General features: G+C 77.6%; 15 protein-coding genes and 3 tRNA genes. 9 read left to right on the forward strand and 9 right to left on the reverse strand.

All coding sequences use genetic code 11. The features are described 5' to 3' along the window. Positions 1 to 31: 31 nt before the first annotated feature. From EJA20_RS01560 to EJA20_RS01575, 5 genes are read right to left on the reverse strand one after another with little or no spacing between them, the layout of a single operon-like run. Positions 32 to 382 carry an STAS domain-containing protein gene (locus EJA20_RS01560; protein WP_129336426.1) on the reverse strand — a complete coding sequence of 117 codons (351 nt, stop codon included), beginning with the start codon at positions 380 to 382 and terminating at the stop codon, positions 32 to 34. Then, complete coding sequence (locus tag EJA20_RS01565; RefSeq protein ID WP_129336499.1) at positions 379 to 1,263, reverse strand: prenyltransferase; 885 nt, start codon at positions 1,261 to 1,263, stop codon at positions 379 to 381. The genes EJA20_RS01560 and EJA20_RS01565 overlap by 4 nt, the downstream gene beginning before the upstream one ends. A gap of 41 nt (positions 1,264 to 1,304) precedes the next feature. Then, the gene (gene crtI, locus EJA20_RS18550; RefSeq protein WP_164983794.1) at positions 1,305 to 2,972 is read right to left on the reverse strand and encodes a phytoene desaturase family protein; all 1,668 of its coding nucleotides are present in this window, start codon (positions 2,970 to 2,972) and stop codon (positions 1,305 to 1,307) included. Between the two features lie 7 nt (positions 2,973 to 2,979). Then, on the reverse strand, positions 2,980 to 4,026 hold the full coding sequence (locus EJA20_RS18555; RefSeq protein ID WP_164983795.1) for a phytoene/squalene synthase family protein: 1,047 nt from the start codon (positions 4,024 to 4,026) through the stop codon (positions 2,980 to 2,982). Continuing rightward, positions 4,019 to 5,200, reverse strand: coding sequence for a polyprenyl synthetase family protein (locus EJA20_RS01575; protein ID WP_129336427.1), 1,182 nt, complete (start codon positions 5,198 to 5,200; stop codon positions 4,019 to 4,021). Before EJA20_RS01575 ends, EJA20_RS18555 begins: the two co-directional genes overlap by 8 nt. A 263-nt stretch (positions 5,201 to 5,463) precedes the next feature. On the opposite strand from EJA20_RS01575, the gene galE reads away from it, so the two are divergent. Further along, positions 5,464 to 6,450: a UDP-glucose 4-epimerase GalE gene (gene galE / locus EJA20_RS01580; protein WP_129336428.1), complete on the forward strand. Its 987-nt coding sequence runs from the start codon at positions 5,464 to 5,466 to the stop codon at positions 6,448 to 6,450. Here the strand turns inward: galE and EJA20_RS01585 are convergent. Beyond that, entirely contained in the window at positions 6,447 to 7,409 is a 963-nt protein-coding gene (locus EJA20_RS01585) for an LLM class flavin-dependent oxidoreductase (protein ID WP_129336429.1), read from the reverse strand. The genes galE and EJA20_RS01585 overlap by 4 nt on opposite strands. A gap of 179 nt (positions 7,410 to 7,588) precedes the next feature. Between EJA20_RS01585 and EJA20_RS01590 the strand changes: the two genes are divergently transcribed. Further along, positions 7,589 to 8,827, forward strand: a complete 1,239-nt coding sequence (locus tag EJA20_RS01590; RefSeq protein ID WP_205687308.1) for a glycoside hydrolase family 6 protein — start codon at positions 7,589 to 7,591, stop codon at positions 8,825 to 8,827. 101 nt (positions 8,828 to 8,928) lie between these two features. After that, positions 8,929 to 9,399 carry an SRPBCC family protein gene (locus EJA20_RS01595; RefSeq protein WP_129336430.1) on the forward strand — a complete coding sequence of 157 codons (471 nt, stop codon included), beginning with the start codon at positions 8,929 to 8,931 and terminating at the stop codon, positions 9,397 to 9,399. 26 nt (positions 9,400 to 9,425) lie between these two features. On the opposite strand, the gene EJA20_RS01600 is transcribed toward EJA20_RS01595, so the two are convergent. Together EJA20_RS01600 and EJA20_RS01605 are read right to left on the reverse strand one after the other, a co-directional pair. Continuing rightward, the gene (locus EJA20_RS01600) at positions 9,426 to 11,024 is read right to left on the reverse strand and encodes a phytoene desaturase family protein (RefSeq protein ID WP_129336431.1); all 1,599 of its coding nucleotides are present in this window, start codon (positions 11,022 to 11,024) and stop codon (positions 9,426 to 9,428) included. Positions 11,025 to 11,153: 129 nt separating this feature from the next. After that, complete coding sequence (locus EJA20_RS01605; protein ID WP_129336501.1) at positions 11,154 to 11,498, reverse strand: metallopeptidase family protein; 345 nt, start codon at positions 11,496 to 11,498, stop codon at positions 11,154 to 11,156. Between the two features lie 109 nt (positions 11,499 to 11,607). Here EJA20_RS01605 and EJA20_RS01610 point away from each other — a divergent pair. The 3 genes from EJA20_RS01610 to EJA20_RS01620 all read left to right on the forward strand — a co-directional run bounded on the left by EJA20_RS01610 (position 11,608) and on the right by EJA20_RS01620 (position 11,927). Beyond that, a tRNA-Glu gene (locus EJA20_RS01610) sits at positions 11,608 to 11,680 on the forward strand. A gap of 63 nt (positions 11,681 to 11,743) precedes the next feature. Further along, positions 11,744 to 11,817: transfer RNA gene (locus tag EJA20_RS01615), tRNA-Asp, on the forward strand. Positions 11,818 to 11,851: 34 nt separating this feature from the next. After that, a tRNA-Phe gene (locus EJA20_RS01620) sits at positions 11,852 to 11,927 on the forward strand. 71 nt (positions 11,928 to 11,998) lie between these two features. Here EJA20_RS01620 and EJA20_RS01625 read toward each other — a convergent pair. After that, entirely contained in the window at positions 11,999 to 13,246 is a 1,248-nt protein-coding gene (locus EJA20_RS01625) for a M20/M25/M40 family metallo-hydrolase (protein ID WP_129336432.1), read from the reverse strand. A gap of 130 nt (positions 13,247 to 13,376) precedes the next feature. Between EJA20_RS01625 and EJA20_RS01630 the strand changes: the two genes are divergently transcribed. The 3 genes from EJA20_RS01630 to menC are packed head-to-tail and all read left to right on the forward strand — an operon-like array spanning position 13,377 to position 16,191. Beyond that, positions 13,377 to 14,198, forward strand: coding sequence for a GNAT family N-acetyltransferase (locus tag EJA20_RS01630; protein ID WP_129336433.1), 822 nt, complete (start codon positions 13,377 to 13,379; stop codon positions 14,196 to 14,198). Next, entirely contained in the window at positions 14,195 to 15,013 is an 819-nt protein-coding gene (locus EJA20_RS01635; protein ID WP_205687309.1) for a MurR/RpiR family transcriptional regulator, read from the forward strand. Before EJA20_RS01630 ends, EJA20_RS01635 begins: the two co-directional genes overlap by 4 nt. Then, on the forward strand, positions 15,010 to 16,191 hold the full coding sequence (menC, locus tag EJA20_RS01640) for an o-succinylbenzoate synthase (protein WP_129336434.1): 1,182 nt from the start codon (positions 15,010 to 15,012) through the stop codon (positions 16,189 to 16,191). The genes EJA20_RS01635 and menC overlap by 4 nt, the downstream gene beginning before the upstream one ends. Positions 16,192 to 16,237 lie beyond the last annotated feature (46 nt).

Consider the following 16,237-nt stretch of genomic DNA (forward strand, 5'->3'; position numbering starts at 1 on the left):
GGTGCCCTCCGTCGCCGTGACCGGTCCGACGTCAGGGCTCGAGGGCGAAGCGGTTCGTCGCGCCGATGATGTCGAGGACGTGCAGGAGGGCGGCGGGCGCGCGGCGCACGCGGACGGGGCCGCCGCCGACGTGCTCGCGCAGGCGCAGGAGGAACGACACCCCCACGGAGTCGATGTACGACAGGGCGCCGGCGTCGACGAGCACGCCGTGGGCGCCCGAGCGCGCGACGCTCTCGACGACCTCGTCCATGACGGGCCGCAGGCTCGCGTCGATCTCGCCCGCGAGGGTCACGACGAGGCCGTCGGGGCCCTCGTCGGCGCGGATGGAGGGCGAGCGGTGCCCCTCGGGCACGGCGCCGGGGGCGCCGGTCAGGTCGGTCATGCGGGTCCTCCCCCGTCGCTCCCCACGGCGAGGAGCAGCATCGTCACCAGGGCCCCGGCGACGAGGTTGAGCCACAGGAACGTGCGCCACCCCGCGTGCGCACGCTCGCAGTCCTCGTCGCGGACGCCCAGGAAGCGGGCCGTGCTGGCGGCGTACGCCAGCGGCACCGCGGCGGCCAGGGTGGCCGGCCACGGCAGCACGAGGAGCACGGCCGCCGCGAGCACGTAGGCCGCGGTCGCGCCCACCACGGTCGTCCGCGCCCCGAGGACGGTGGCCACGGAGGCGATCCCGCCCTGCCGGTCGGCGCGCACGTCCTGCACGGCGCCGAACGCGTGCGAGGCCATCCCCCACAGCACGAACGCCACGAGCACGGGCCAGGTCGACGCCGCCGCGAGGTCCGCCCCGACGAGCACCAGCGCGTAGAGCAGGGGCCCGACGAAGTGCATCGCGCTCGTGGCGGAGTCCAGGACGGGGCGCTCCTTGAACCGCAGGCGCGGGGCGGAGTACGCCACGACGAGCGCCAGGACCAGGGCGAGGGTCGCGTCGGCGGCCCACGACCCGACCGCGAGCAGGTACGCGACGAACGGCAGCACCGTGACGGCGCAGGCGAGCAGGATCCGCCGGTGCACCGCCCGCGCCCGCGAGGGGTCGACCAGCCCGCCCTCGATCCCGCCCTTGCGCGGGTTCGCCAGGTCCGAGGCGTAGTCGAAGACGTCGTTCACGCCGTACATGAGCAGGTTGTACGGGACGAGGAAGAACAGCGTCCCGACGACGAGCGTGGCGTCGACCCGGCCACCCGTCGCCATGAGGTACCCGGCGGCGAACGGGAAGGCCGTGTTCACCCAGGAGAAGGGCCGCGACGCGGCGAGGACCTCGCGCACGGCCGTCGCCGGCGCCCGCGTCCCCGGGGCCGCGGCCACGCTCACGCGCCGACCGCCTGGCGCTGCCACTCCCCCCGCGGCAGCGCCGCCGCGAGGTAGCCGGGGCGCAGCGGGGCGGGCAGGGGGCGCGCGGAGGTCTCGCCGAGCAGCCGCTTCACGACGAGCTCCGCGCTGATGAGGCACATCGGCAGACCCACGCCCGGCACGGTACCGCCGCCGACGTGCAGCAGCCCGTCCACGTGCGCCGAGGCGTTGCCCGGACGGAACAGCGCCGACTGCCGCAGCGTGTGCTCCATGCCCAGGGCCGTCCCGCGCCAGGCGGACAGGTCCCGGGCGAAGTCCGCCGGCGTCACGACGCGCCGCGTCACCACCCGCGCGCGCAGGTCCGGCACCCCCGCCCACGACCCGACCTGGTCCAGGTACCGGTCGGCGGCCGTCTCGAGGGCGGCGCGCGAGGCCGCGTCGGCCCCCAGCGAGGGGTCGGCCGGGAACGGCACGAGGACGAAGACGTTCTCGTGGCCCTCCGGCGCCGCGGAGGGGTCCGTGGCGGTGGTCCGGGAGACGTAGACGGAGGCCGGCTCGGGCAGCCGCAGCCCGGCGACCGCCGAGGCCCGGTCCCGGCCGAGCACGGCCTCGAAGTTGTCCGGCCAGTCCCGCGTGAACAGCAGGGTGTGGTGCGCCAGCTCGGGCAGCGCCCCCCGCACGCCGGCCATGACGAGCAGCGCCGAGACGCCCGGCCCGCGCTCGTCCCAGGCCGCCGCGGGCAGGTCGGCGTGCCGCTCCTCGAGCAGGGCCGTCTCCGCGTGGTGGCGGTCGGTGGCGGCGACGACGACGTCCGCCTCCAGCAGCTCCCCGCCGCGCAGGCGCACGCCCCGCACCCGGCCCGTGCGGCGCGGGCGGCGCAGGGAGGGCAGCGCGTCGTCGACCTCGATGCCCTCGACCTCCGTGGACGTCCGCACGTCGACGCCCTCGCGGCGGGCGAGCGCCGACAGCGCCGCCATGACCGTGTACATGCCGCCCCGCGGGTAGCGGACGCCGTCGGCGAGGTCGAGGTGGCTCATGAGCGTGTAGAGCGCCGGGAGCCGGTACGGCGAGGAGCCGAGGAACACGCCGTGGTAGCCGAGCACCTGCCGCAGCACGGGGTGCTGGACGGTGGCGGCGATGCGGTCCGCCATCGTCGTGGTGAGCAGCGGCCCGAGGGTGCGCAGCTGGCGCAGCACGCCGGCGTCCAGGGCCCGGTCCGGCCGGGCGAAGGTCGTGTAGAGGAAGTGGTCCAGCGCGGTGCGGTAGGCGTGCGAGGAGGCCGTGACGTAGCGGCGGACCGCCTCCCCCGCCCCCGGCTCCATCGCCTCGAACGTCGCGAGGTTGCGCTCGAGGTCGGCGACCACGTCGAAGCCCTCCGACGGCGCCCCCGGCACCTCCGGCTCGGGCAGCACGCGGTAGGCCGGGTCGAGGAGCTCGAGGTCGACGTGGTCCTCGAGGCGCTCGCCGAGCAGCGCGAAGGCGTGCTCGAAGACCTCGGGCATGAAGTACCACGAGGGCCCCGTGTCGAACCGGAAGCCGTCGAGCTCGAGCTCCCCCATGCGGCCGCCCAGGCGCTCGTGGCGCTCGACGAGGGTCACCCGCGCCCCGCCCCGGGCCAGGAGCGCCGCCGTGGTGACCCCGCCGATCCCGCCGCCGACGACGACGACCCGTCCTGCCCTGCTCACCGTGCGGTCACCGTGCGGCCTCCTGGTCGGCGCCCGCCGGGGCGCCCTGCGTGGTCGTGGTCGTGGGGGTGCTCGGCGTGGTGCTCGCCGGGGTGCTCGTGGGGGTGCTCGTCGCGCCGGCGGGGCCGGCCGTGCCGGGCGGCACGGGCGCCGTGCGGGGCGACGGCGACGGCGTCGGGGCCGCCCGCCGCCGGTCCTCCGCGAGCGTCGCCGCGACCGCGCGGGCCACGACGAGGAGCTTCTCCGGGTCCGGCACCCGCACACGGCGTCGCGCCAGCGTGGCGGGCGGCGTCCGCCGGATGCGCACGAGCAGCCGGTCGTACAGAGCGAGCGTCGCGGCGACCGCGCACCGTGCCCGCAGGGGCAGGGCGGGCATCGCGGCCCGCGCCCGCGCCACGTCCGTGCCGATCTCGTCGAGCACGTCGGCGAGCTGCGCCGCGGTGAGCGACCGGGGGTCGAGGCCGGGGAAGTACGCCCGCCCGAGGTCCCCGGAGTCGGCCCCGAGGTCGCGCAGGAAGTTGATCTTCTGGAACGCGGCCCCGAGCGCCCGGGCGCCGGCGAGGGTCTCCGCGTCCGGCTCCCCCGCGCCCTCGGCCGCGAGGAAGACCCGCAGGCACATGACGCCGACGACCTCCGCCGAGCCGTAGACGTACCGCTCGTAGCTGGCGCGGTCGTGCTCGGCCACGGACAGGTCCGCCCGCATGGAGGCGAAGAACGGGTCGAGCTCGTCGCGGCCGATGCCCGTGCGGCGGGCGGTCCGGGCGAAGGCGTGCACGACGAGGTTCGTCGAGAAGCCGGTCGTCAGCGCGCGGCGGGTCTGCTCCTCGAGCTCGTCCAGCTCCGTGGCGGCGACGGGCCCGCGGTAGGTGTCGACGACCTCGTCGGCGAGCCGCACGAGCGCGTACACGGCCTCGATGTCCGCCCGGCCCCGGGCGCCGAGGAGCCGCGTGCCGAGCCCGAAGGAGGTGGAGTACGCCCCGAGCACCGCCCGGCTGGTGCGGGCGGCGGTGCGGTCGTAGAGCTCGAGGCCGTCGGCCTCCCCGCGGTCAGCCACGGCCCGCGTCCCGGCCCGCGAGGTCGTCGACCACCCCGGCGAGGTAGTCGGCCAGGGGCTGCGGCAGCACCGCGCGGGCCACGTCGCGGGCGCGGCCGGCCAGCGTGCGCGCCAGGCCCAGCGTGCCCTCCCGGGCACCCGTGCGCACGAGCACGTCCCGGACGGCCGCGGCGTCGACCTCGTCGAGGTCGGCGCGCCCCACGTGCCGCTCCAGCAGGGCGCGGTCCTGCGGGCCGGCGGCCGCCCAGGCGGTGCGCAGGAGCTCCGTGCGCTTGCCCTCGCGCAGGTCGGACAGCACGGACTTGCCCGTGGCGGCGGGGTCCCCGAAGACGCCGAGGTCGTCGTCGACGAGCTGGAACGCGACCCCCATGGCCTCGCCGACGGCGCGCAGCCCGGCGAGCACCTCCGGCCCGGCCCCCGCGAGGACGCCCCCGGCCTCCAGCGGGACGCCGCACGTGTAGACGGCGGTCTTCAGGTGGGCGACGGCGAGGGTGTCGACGTCGAGCACCGGCCGCAGGGCGCCGCGGACGTCGAGCAGCTCGCCCGCCACGGTGGTCCGCACGCCCTCCGCGAGCCGCTGCACGAGGGCCAGGCGGACGAGGGGCTCGACGGGCGCGACGGCGAGCAGCGCGAAGGCCTCCGCCAGGGCGAGGTCGCCCGCCAGCAGCCCGGCGGCGCGCACCTGGTCCTCGAGGCGGTCGCCGACGGGCGGCACCGCCGCCGCGCCGGCGCCCGACCCCCCCGATACCAGCCGGGCACGCGTGGCGCCGGCGACGTTGGGGCGGCCGCGGCGCACCTCGTCGTGGTCGAGCAGGTCGTCGTGGACGACCATCGCGGTGTGGAGGACCTCCTGGGCCGCCGCGACGTGGGCGACGGCGGGCAGGTCCGTCCCGCCCAGCCCGAGGTACGCCGCGACCGTGAGGTGCGGGCGCAGCATCTTGCCGCCCACCTGCCGGCCGAGGTCGCGCCAGAGGTCGGCGTAGTCGGCGGAGGTGGCGGCGGCCTCGCCGACGCGCAGCGCCGTGACGCCGCGCAGCACCGTCTCCGTGGCGGCGAGCCCCTCGCCGACGTGGGCGGCCAGGGCCGCGAGGGCGGCCTCGTCGGCGGCCGGGGCGGACCGGACCGGCGCCACGCCCCTCGGGCGGACGGCGTCGTCCGTGGCGTGCGGGTCCATCCGGCACCTCCCGTCGAGATCCTCAGCCTACTGAGCATCTGCCCACGAGGCGCCACACCGGCACGGGCGGACGCAGGACGGGGGTCGCCACCGCGACGCGCTGCACGGTCGTGTCCGCGACACCCTCCCGCACCCGGCGCCCGTCCGCGCGCCCTTCTCCCCGGCGGCCCCTCAGGGCGCTCCCAGGACGGTGCTGTCGACAGGACCCTCGCGACGCCGGCGCCCCGCCCGGCACCGGGCCCGCCGCCACTAGGCTCACGGCCGTGACGTGGATGGTGACGGGCGGGGCGGGGTACATCGGGGCGCACGTGGTGCGGGCGTTCGGGGCGGTGGGGCTGCCGACCGTCGTGCTGGACGACCTGTCGAGCGGGCACCGGGAGTTCGTCCCCGCGGACGTGCCGCTCGTCGAGGGCTCGATCCTCGACGGGGCGCTCGTCGGGCGGACGCTGGCCGAGCACGGCGTCGTCGGCGTCGTGCACCTCGCGGGGTTCAAGTACGCCGGCGTGTCCGTGCAGCGGCCGCTGCACACGTACGAGCAGAACGTCACCGGCACCGCGACGCTGCTGGCGGCGATGGCCGAGCACGACGTGCGCAGCATCGTGTTCTCCTCCTCCGCCGCGGTCTACGGGACCCCGGACGTGGACCTGGTCACGGAGGCGACGCCCACCGCGCCCGAGTCGCCCTACGGGGAGTCCAAGCTCATCGGCGAGTGGCTGCTGCGGGACCAGGCGACCGCCACGGGGACGCTGCGGCACACCTCGCTGCGGTACTTCAACGTCGTCGGCTCGGGCACCCCGGACCTCACCGACACGAGCCCCCACAACCTGTTCCCGCTCGTCCTGGACGCGCTCGTCGCGGGCCGGACGCCGCGGGTCAACGGCACGGACTACCCGACGCCCGACGGGTCGTGCGTGCGGGACTACATCCACGTCGCGGACCTCGCGGAGTCGCACGTCGCCGCCGCCCAGGCGCTGGCCGCGGGCCGCGACCTCGAGCGGGTCTACAACCTCGGCTCGGGCGAGGGCGTCTCCGTGCGGCAGATCATGACGGCGATGGCGGCGGGCACGGGCCTCCCGTTCACCCCCGAGGTGGGGCCGCGCCGCCCGGGCGACCCCGCGCGGATCGTCGCCTCGGGCGAGCTCGCGCGCCGGGACCTGCGCTGGGAGATGCGGCACACCCTCGACGACATGGTCGTCAGCGCCTGGGAGGCACGGCAGGCGTTCGAGGCCCGCCGCGGGGCGCAGGGCTAGACGTCGCCGCCCCCCGTGGCCCGGCCGGCCACCGGCAGGGCCTGGAGCTCGGGCAGGCGCTCGGCGAAGGCCTCCGCGGTGCGCTCGTCGCCCGCGTAGACGCCCTCGGCCCGCGGCCAGTGCAGCACGACGTCCGTGAACCCCAGCGCCGCGGCCCGCTCGACGCCCTCCACCGCCAGCGTCAGGCTGCTCAGCGCGAACCGGGGCGCGCCGTCGAGGCTGAGGACCCGCCGCAGGGGCCGGGTGCGGCCCGCCTCCCGCTCCGCGGCGTCCACCCGGTGGGCCAGCTCGGCCAGGCCCTGCCACCAGCGCTCCTGGGCGGCGTCGTCCGACCCGGCCGGCGGGAGCCCGTCGGGGCCGGCGGCGTCGAGCGCGACGGACGGCCCGAAGGTGACCCAGCCGTCGCCGAGACGGGCCGCGAGCGCCATGGCGCGGGGGCCGTTCGCCGCGACGAGGAACGGCACCCGCGGCCGGGCGATCGTCCCGGGGTGCATGCGGGCGCCGTGCGCCTCGTAGTGCTCGCCCGCGTGCTCGGTGACGGGCTGGGTGAGCAGCCGGTCGAGCACCCCGACGAACTCCTCGAAGCGGCGGGTGCGCGCCGCCCGCGCCGGCGCGGGGCCGAGGACCCGGGCGTCGAACCCCTCGCCGCCGGCGCCGACGCCGAGCAGGAACCGGCCGCCGGAGACGTCGTCGAGCCCGAGCACGTCCTTGGCGAACGGGACGGGGTGGCGGAAGTTCGGGGACGCGACGAAGGTGCCGAGCCCGATGCGGCCCGTCACCGCGGCCGCGGCCGCGAGCAGCGGCACCGTGGCGAACCAGGGCTCGTCGGCCAGGGTCCGCCACGCCAGGTGGTCGTACGTCCAGGCGTGGTCGAAGCCCGCCTCCTCCAGCCGCTGCCAGCGTCCCCGGGCCTGCGCCCAGCGCTCCTGCGGCAGCAGCACCATCCCCATGGCGACCATGCCCCGACCCTAGGTGCCGGCCCGCATTGACAGCGCGGGAACGCTCCCACACGCTCGTCGGGCGGGCCCGGCGACGACGCGGGGGCCCGAGGACCGACCCGACCACGACGAGGTGGAGGACGACCGTGACGCGAGTGAGAGCGCTCCCGGGACGCGGCAGGACGGGGCGACGGGGGTGGGTGGCGGGCCTGCTGGCCGCGGGCCTCCTGCTGGCCGCCGCGGCCCCGGCCGCCGCCGAGGACGTGCTGGACCCCGGCACGGACCTGTCCGTGGACCCGGCGAGCACGACCCTCGAGGCCGCCGCCTCCCTCACGGGCCAGGCGCGGGCGGACGCGGAGCTCCTCGCGTCCTTCCCGACGGCGACCTGGTTCACCGACGGCAGCCCCGGCCAGGTGAAGAACGAGGTGCGGACCGTCGTCGCCGACGCCGCCCGGCGCGGCGAGGTCCCCGTGCTCGTCGCGTACAACCTGCCGTACCGCGACTGCGCCCAGTACTCCGCGGGCGGGGCCAGGGGCGTCGACCAGTACAAGGCCTGGGTCCGCCAGCTGGCGCACGGCATCGGCGACCGGGAGGCCGTCGTCGTCCTCGAGCCCGACGGGCTGGGGATCATCCCCTGGTACACGACCCTCGACGGGCAGACGGAGTGGTGCCGGCCGTCGACCGTGGACGCGGCGACGGCGGCCGACCAGCGGTTCGAGATGCTCGGGTACGCCGTGGACGTGCTGGGCGCCAACGCGCGCACGGCCGTCTACCTCGACGCCACGCACAGCGGCTGGCTCTCGGTGGAGGAGGCGACGAGCCGCCTCCTGCGGGCGGGCGTGGAGCGCGCCGACGGGTTCTTCCTCAACGTCTCGAACTACGAGTACACGCAGAACAACGTCGCGTACGGCACGTGGGTCTCCTCGTGCCTGGCCTACGTCACGCAGGTCGCGCCCGGCGGCTACGGCGAGTGCGGCGACCAGTTCTGGAGCGGCGGCCCGGCCAACGGCTGGACGGGCGTGGCCCTGTCCTCGGCCGGCCGCTGGAGCGACACCGCCGCCGACCCGGCGCTGAGCACGGCAGGGCTGACCTCCCGCTACGCGGCCCTGCTCGGCGACGTCGAGCCCACCACGCACTTCGTCGTGGACACGAGCCGCAACGGCCGCGGCCCGTGGGTCCCGGACCAGGTGCTGCCCGACCCCGAGGTGTGGTGCAACCCGCCGGACCGCGGCCTGGGCGACCGCCCGACGACGAGCACGGGCCACGCGCTGGTCGACGCCTTCCTCTGGATCAAGGTGCCCGGGGAGTCGGACGGCCGGTGCCTGCGCGGCACCGCCGGGCCGCAGGACCCGGTGCGCGGCATCGTCGACCCGGCCGCGGGGCGGTGGTTCCCGCAGCAGGCGCGCGAGCTGGTCGCGCTCGCCGTGCCGGCGCTGTGACACCGGGGGACGGCGGTGCCGGCCGGCACCGCCGTCCCCCGGCCGTCCGGCCCTGCGCGCGGCGCGGTTGCCGCCCCGACCTGCAGGACTAGGTTCGCCGCATGGCCGTCGTCCACCGCATCGTCGAGAGCCCCGCCGCCGCCGTGCTGGAGGTGCTCGCGGACGGCTGGACCTACGCGAGCTGGGTCGTCGGCGCGTCCCGCATCGAGGGGGTCGACCCGAGCTGGCCCGAGCCCGGGTCGCGGCTCGCGCACTCCGTGGGCCCCTGGCCCCTGCGCATCGACGACGTCACCGTCTCCCGCGGGTGGCGCCCGGACCAGGGCGTCGTGCTGCAGGCCAAGGGCTGGCCGCTGGGCGAGGCGCGGGTCGTCGTCACCGTGGAGCCCCTCGGCGAGGGCCGCTGCCGCGTGACGATGGAGGAGGACGCCACGGACGGGCCCGGGCTGCTCGTGCCGGGCCCGCTGCGCCAGGCCGTCCTGCGGTTCCGCAACGTGGAGTCCCTGCGCCGCCTCGCCCTGCTCGCCGAGCGGCCGACGCCCGAGCAGGGCCGCGGGGGCGACCCGGAGGACTGAGCGCGAGGCGCTCGCGCCGGCAGCCCTCAGCGCGCCTCGTCGCGGAGCACGCGGCCCCATACGGACTGCACGACCCGGGCACGGGCGGACCCGAGCGCGCCGGACTCCTTCAGCGCCACCCGGGCGGCGTTCCACCCCGGGGCGCCGTGGACGCCGCCGCCGGGGTGGGCCGAGGCGCTCGCCAGGTACAGGCCGCGCACGGGCGTCTCGGGGCGCCCGAGCCCGACCGTGGGCCGGAAGACGAGCTGCTGGTGCAGGTTGGCGGTGCCGCCGTTGATCGAGCCGTGGTGCAGGTTGGCGTCCGCGGCCATGAGGTCGTCGGGCGTCTGGCGGTGCCGGGCCAGGACCGTGTCCCGGAAGCCGGGCGCGGTGCGCTCGATCGCCTCCTCGACGCGGCGCTCCTCGTCGGCGGCGGTCGCCTCGTCCCACGTCATCCCGTGGGGCAGGTGCGTGTAGGCCCACACGGACTCGGTGCCGGCGGGGCTGCGCGTGGGGTCCGCGGTGGTCATCTGCCCGACGAGCAGGAACGGGTGCTCCGGGACGCGGCCCGTCGACAGGTCCGCCGCGACGTCGACGAACCCGTCGAGGTCGACCCCCAGGTGCACGGTGCCGGCGCCGCGCGCGTCCGGCGAGCGCCACGGGATCGGGCGGTCCAGCGCCCAGTTCATCTTGAAGGTCGGGTGGTCCCACTGGAACCGCGCGACGTCGCGCAGGAGGCGCTCGGGCAGGTGCCGGGCGTCGACGAGGCCCCCGTACAGCGCGGGCGCGGTGACGTCCGCGAGGACCGCGCGCCGGACCGCGACGCGCTCGCCCCCGGCGGTCCGCACCGCCACCGCACGGCCGTCCCGCACCTCCACCGACGTCACGCGCTCGCCCGTGCGCACCTCCCCGGTCCCCGCGGCCACCCGGCGGGCCAGCGCCTGCGCCAGCTCCCCCGCGCCGCCCTGCGGGACGGGGAAGCCCACGTCCTGCCCGAGCATCGCCAGCAGCCACCCGAAGAGCCCGCTGCCGGCCGCGTCCGGGGGGATGTCGGCGTGCATCGCGTTGCCCGCCAGCAGGAGGCCGCCGCCCTCGCCCCGGAAGTTCTCGTCGGCCAGGCGCCTCACCGGCAGCGTGGCGAGCCGGGCGAGGTCGAGCGCGCCGGTCGCGCCCGTGCGGCGCAGCACCCGCGCGAGCGCCCGCACCGGCGGGACGGGCGTGAACAGCGCGTCGAGCAGCGGGTCGCGCAGCCGGCGCCAGTGCGCGGCCATGGCCAGCCAGGCGTCGCCGTCGCCCGCGCCCCAGGCCTCGAGCCCCGCGGCGGTGTCCTCCGGGCGGTCGCGCAGCACCGCGGTCCGACCGTCGTCGAGGGCGTGGGCCAGCACGTCGGGGGCGCGGACCCACGTGAGCCCGTGGTCCTCCAGGTGCAGCCCGCGCACGAGCGGCGACGCGGCCGCCAGGGGGTAGAACGCGCTGAAGAGGTCGTTGCGGAAACCCGGCGCCGTCACCTCCGCCGTCCGCACCGCGCCGCCGACGTCGGGCTGCGCCTCCAGGACGAGCACGTCCCAGCCGGCGTCCACGAGCGCGTTCGCGCCGACGAGGCCGTTGGGCCCCGCCCCGATGACCACCGCGTCGACCGTCCGCACCCGTCCCCCTCGTCGCACCGCGGCCCGCCGCGCGCCGCGGCACCGCCCGGCACCCGCGCCGTCCCCGCCACGCTCGCACGTCCCGTCGCCCGTCGCGCGCGGGCGGGGCGTGCACCCCGGGACGACCCCTCAGTCCCAGCCGAGCGCGTGGAGCCGGTCGTCGTCGATCCCGAAGTGGTGCGCGATCTCGTGCACGACGGTGACGGCGACCTCCTCGACGACCTCGTCGGCGTCCTCGCAGAGGCGCAGGGTCGGCAGCCGGAACACCGTGATGCGGTCCGGGAGGGACCCCGCCGCCCACCAGCCGTCGCGCTCGGTGAGGGGGGTGCCCTCGTAGAGCCCGAGCAGCTCGGGGTCGTCGGCCGGCGCCTCGTCCTCGACGAGCACGACGACGTTGTCCATGAGCGCCGTGAGCTCGGGGGGCACGAGGTCGAGCGCGTCGCGCACGGCGTCCTCGAAGGCGTCCCGCGTCATCTCGACCACGGCCCCATCGTGCGGCCGGAGGGGCCGTTTTGGAGATCGGGCCCGGGGTCGCGTACATTGAACCCCGGTCTTCCGACGCCTCGACGTCCGGGGCGGCAACGCCCTCATCGTCTAGCGGCCTAGGACCCCGCCCTTTCACGGCGGTAGCACGGGTTCGAATCCCGTTGGGGGTACGAGCTCGGCAGCACGGCGCAGGTCAGCACGGCAGCAGGAACAGCAGGAAGGTCTCACCACGAGGCCCCGTAGCGCAGTTGGTTAGCGCGCCGCCCTGTCACGGCGGAGGTCGCGGGTTCAAGTCCCGTCGGGGTCGCTCCACCACCCGGTCCCCGGACCCGGGTGACCACGGCTCTGTAGCTCAGTTGGTAGAGCGCACGACTGAAAATCGTGAGGTCACCGGATCGACACCGGTCGGAGCCACCACCGACGCAGGCCCCGGAGCACATGCTCCGGGGCCTGCGTCGTGCTCGGGCCCCGTCGCCACGGCGCCCTGCTCAGCCGTGCGTCCGCGGCCCCGGCGCCGCCCCGTCGTCGGGCAGCGTGTGCAGCACGAGCGCGACGAGCGCCGCCCGGTCCAGCAGCGTCGGGAACCGGACGTGCTCCGCCTCGGCGTGCGCCCCGCCGCCGTGCGGCCCGAAGCCGTCGAGCGTCGGCAGGCCCAGGGCACCCGTGGCGTTCGTGTCGGCCGCCCCCGGGGCGGGACGCGCCGTCACCGGGGTCCCCAGCACCGCGGCGGCCGCGGCCACCGTCGCCAGCAGGCCGGCGGAGGCGGCACCCGGGGCCCAGGTCGGCCGGTGCGTGAGGACCTCCGCGGCGAGCCGGGCCCCCGGCCGCACGGGCGTCAGCGCGGCGAGCGCGTCGAGCACCTCCCGCTCCACCGCGAGGTCGCCGAAGCGCAGCCCCAGCAGCGCCTCCGCGTGCCCGGCGACGACGTTCGCCCGCCCGCCGCCGGACACCGCGCCGGCGTTGAGGAGCACGGTGCCGGGCCGACGGGCGGCGACGTCCGCGGCGAGCCCCCGCACGGCCAGCAGGGCGTCGACGAGCTCGTCGATCGCGGAGACGCCCTTCTCGGGGTCGACGGCGGCGTGCGCCTCGCGCCCCGTCACCGCCAGCCGCACGCGGGTGGAGCCCAGCCGCGCGTCCTTGAGCGCCCCGTCGGCGTGCGGCGCCTCCAGGCCCAGCACGGCCGCCACCCCGTCGGCGACCTCGGCCACGAGCGCGGCCGACGTCGGGGAGCCGACCTCCTCGTCCGCGACGACGACGAGGCGCACCGGCCGGTGGTCGGTCCCGGTCGCCGCCAGCGCCGCGAGCGCCGTCTCGGCAACGACGAGGCCCGCCTTCATGTCGAGGGTGCCGGGCCCGGCGACGACGTCCCCGCTCTCGCGCCACGGCACCGCGCCGGCGAGGGTCCCGACCGGCCAGACGGTGTCCGCGTGCCCGACGAGGAGCACCGGCGCGGCCCCCGCCCCGGCGCCGGCCCCCGGGACGTCGACGACGAGGTGCGGGCCCAGGTCGCCCACGACCGTCCGGGCGCGCGCCCCCGGCAGGGCGCCGAAGGCCTCCGCCAGGAGGTCGACGACGGCGGTGACGGCGGCGACGTCCCCCGTCGGCGACTCGAGGTGGACGAGGTCGCGCAGGCGGCGGAGCGCGCGGTCCGCGCGGCCCGCGACGGCCTCGCGCAGGGCCGCCGCCGCCACGGCGGGGTCGGGGCGGGCGCCCGGGGGCACCGGGGCAGCGGTCATGCGGGCAGCATACGCACGGCATCCGTCCGCGACCCGGGGCCGGCACGTGCCCGCGCGGACACCCCTGAGCCGCTGACACGAGCCGCCAGGCCCTTCCGTCCGGCGACATACGTTCCGTAAGGTGGCGCGGGTGACCACGCCGTCGCCGTCCCCGCCCGGGTCCGCCGCGCCCGACCTGGGAGCCGTCCGGGTCGAGGAGCTGCACACGGCCGAGGACCTCGACGCGGCCTCCCGGCTCTACCGCACCGTCTTCGGCTACACCGGGCCCGAGGCCGGGCTCAACCGCCGCCTGCTGCGCGCCCTGGCGGTCAACGGCGGCGCGACGCTCGGCGCCCGCGTCCCCGGTGGCCCCCTGCTCGCCTTCGCCTACGGCTTCCCGGGCCTGAGCGCGGGCGTCCCCTACTTCTACTCGCAGGCGGCCGTGGTCGCGGCGGGGGCGCAGGGGCTCGGGCTCGGCCGGCGCCTCAAGGCCGCCCAGGCCGACGCGGCGCGCGGCCGCGGCTTCACGACGATGCGGTGGTCCTTCGACCCGCTGTACGCCCGCAACGCGCACGTCAACCTCGACGTCCTCGGGGCGGTCGGCCGCTGGTTCCACCGCGACCTGTACGGCGACGGCGACTCCGACCGGCTCGTCGTGGAGTGGACCCTCGCGACCGCGGACGAGCCGGACGGTCCGGGCGGGGCGGGTGCCGTCCGGCCGGGGCCGTGGCGCACGTACGGGCCGCAGGACTGGGGGCGGCCCGACCCGCACCCGGACCGCCCGGACGCGCTCGTCGCGCTCCCGCTGCCCGCCGGGGTGCAGGTCGGCGCCGGCGACCGCGCGGCCGCGGCCGACGTGGCGGCCCGGCTCGGGCACGCGCTCGACGCGCTGCTCGCCGCCGGCCTCCCGGCCGTGCGCTGCGTGCGCCAGGACGCGACGACGGCCGTCTACGTCTGCGCGGCGACGCCGTGAGCGCGGGGACCCCGGGCGGTGCCCGCGGACCCGGCGCCACGACCGACGCCGGGTCCGACGCCGGGTCCGACGCCGGGTCCGACGCCGGGTCCGACGCCGGGTCCGACGCCGCGAGCGACGACCGGCTGCTCGATTCGCCCTCGGCCCGGTTCGGCGCCCGGCTGCAGGGCACGGCGTCGGCGGTCGCGCTCCAGGCGCGGCTCGTCGAGCAGGAGCGCCGGACGCTGGGGGCCGTCCTCGACGAGCACGTCGCCTCCGGGGCGCTGCTGCGGGCCGCGGCCCTCACGGTGGCGGCCCGCCGGCGCTTCGTCCTCGGCAGCGGCAAGTCCTTCGCGTACGCGACGCTCCTGGCCACGGACCTGTCGGCGGCGCTGTCGAACGTCACGCTCGTCGACGACACGATCGTCGGCGCCCTCGACGTGCTCACGGAGGTCCGGGACACGGACGTCCTCGTCGCCTTCTCCTTCCGGCGGTACCGGCGCACCACGGTGGCCGTCGCGGAGCAGTTCGTCGCCGCGGGTGGCACGCTCGTGGCCGTGACGGACGACGCCCGCGCCCCGCTGGCCGCGCACGCCGCCGTGACGGTGGTGGTGCGCACCGGCAGCGCGTCCTACGCCGACTCCCCCACCGCCGTCGCCGCGACGACCCACCTGCTGTCGGCGCTCACGACCGCGAGCTCCAAGGGCGCCCGCCGGCGGCTCGCGCACCGCGACCGCCTCAGCGTCGACCTCGGCCTGCACCTGGACGCGTCGGACGCGCCGCGGCGCGGGCCGGGCGTCGGGGGGAGCGGGCACCGCGCGGAGGGGACGCCGTGAGGGTCGTCGAGGCGGCGCTGCACGTCGTGCGGCTGCCGCTCGTGCACGCCTTCGCGACGAGCTCGCACTCCAAGACCACGCTCACCCACGTGCTCGTCGAGCTCCGCGGCGAGGACGGCACGGTCGGCTGGGGCGAGATCGCCTCGCCGGCGGGCCCCTGGTACTCCGCCGAGACCGTCGGCACCACGCTCCTCGTCGCGCGCGAGTTCCTCCTGCCCGCCCTGCTCGGCGCGGAGTGGGACCACCCGCGGGCGGCCGGCGCCCGGTGGCGCAAGGTCCGCGGCCACGAGTTCGCGAAGGCGGGCGTCGACGCCGCCGCGTGGGCGCTGTGGACGCAGGCGGAGGGGGTGCCGCTGGCCCGGGCGCTGGGCGGGACCCGCGACCGCGTGCCGGTCGGGGTGTCCCTCGGCATCGAGCCGACGGTCGACGCGCTGCTGGCGCAGGTGCAGAGGCAGGTGGACGCCGGCTACGGGCGCGTGAAGCTCAAGATCGCCCCGGGCTGGGACACGGAGCCCGTCGCGGCGGTCCGCGCCGCCTTCCCCGACCACGACCTGCACGTGGACGCCAACGGCGCCTACCCGGCCACGGAGGCGTCGTTCGCGGTGATGCGCGCCCTCGACGCCCACCGCCTGACGATGCTCGAGCAGCCCTTCGCCCCCCGGGACCTCCTCGCGCACGCCGCTCTGCAGGAGCAGGTGGCCACGCCCGTGTGCCTCGACGAGAGCGTCGTGGAGCTCGACGACCTGCGCACCGCGCTCGCCCTGCGCGCCGTGGGCGTCCTCAACATCAAGGTCTCGCGCATGGGCGGGCTGTCGGCCGCCGTCGACGCCCACGACCTCGCCCGCGAGGCCGGCCTGCCCGTGTGGTGCGGCGGGATGCACGAGTTCGGCGTGGGGAGGGCGGCGAACCTCGCGCTCTCGAGCCTGCCCGGCTTCACGCTGCCCTCGGACGTCTCGGGCTCGGAGAAGTACTACGCCCGGGACGTCGTCGTGCCGCCCGTCGTGTCCCGCGACGGGCACTCGGCGGTGCCGACCGGGCCGGGGCTGGGGTACGCGGTCGACGAGGCCTGGGTGCGCGAGAACACGCTCGGGCGCACCGTCCTGGCGCTCGCCCCGGACGGCGGCGTGCGCGTCGAGGTCACCCCCGGTCCCGCGGGGACGGGCGACCCCGGGCCCTGACCGCCGGCCCCGCCCGCGTCCGCACGGCCTGCACGCCCCCGTCCGT

The sequence above is a fragment of the Cellulomonas endophytica genome (genome assembly GCF_004123805.1).
Lineage (GTDB): Bacteria > Actinomycetota > Actinomycetes > Actinomycetales > Cellulomonadaceae > Cellulomonas > Cellulomonas endophytica.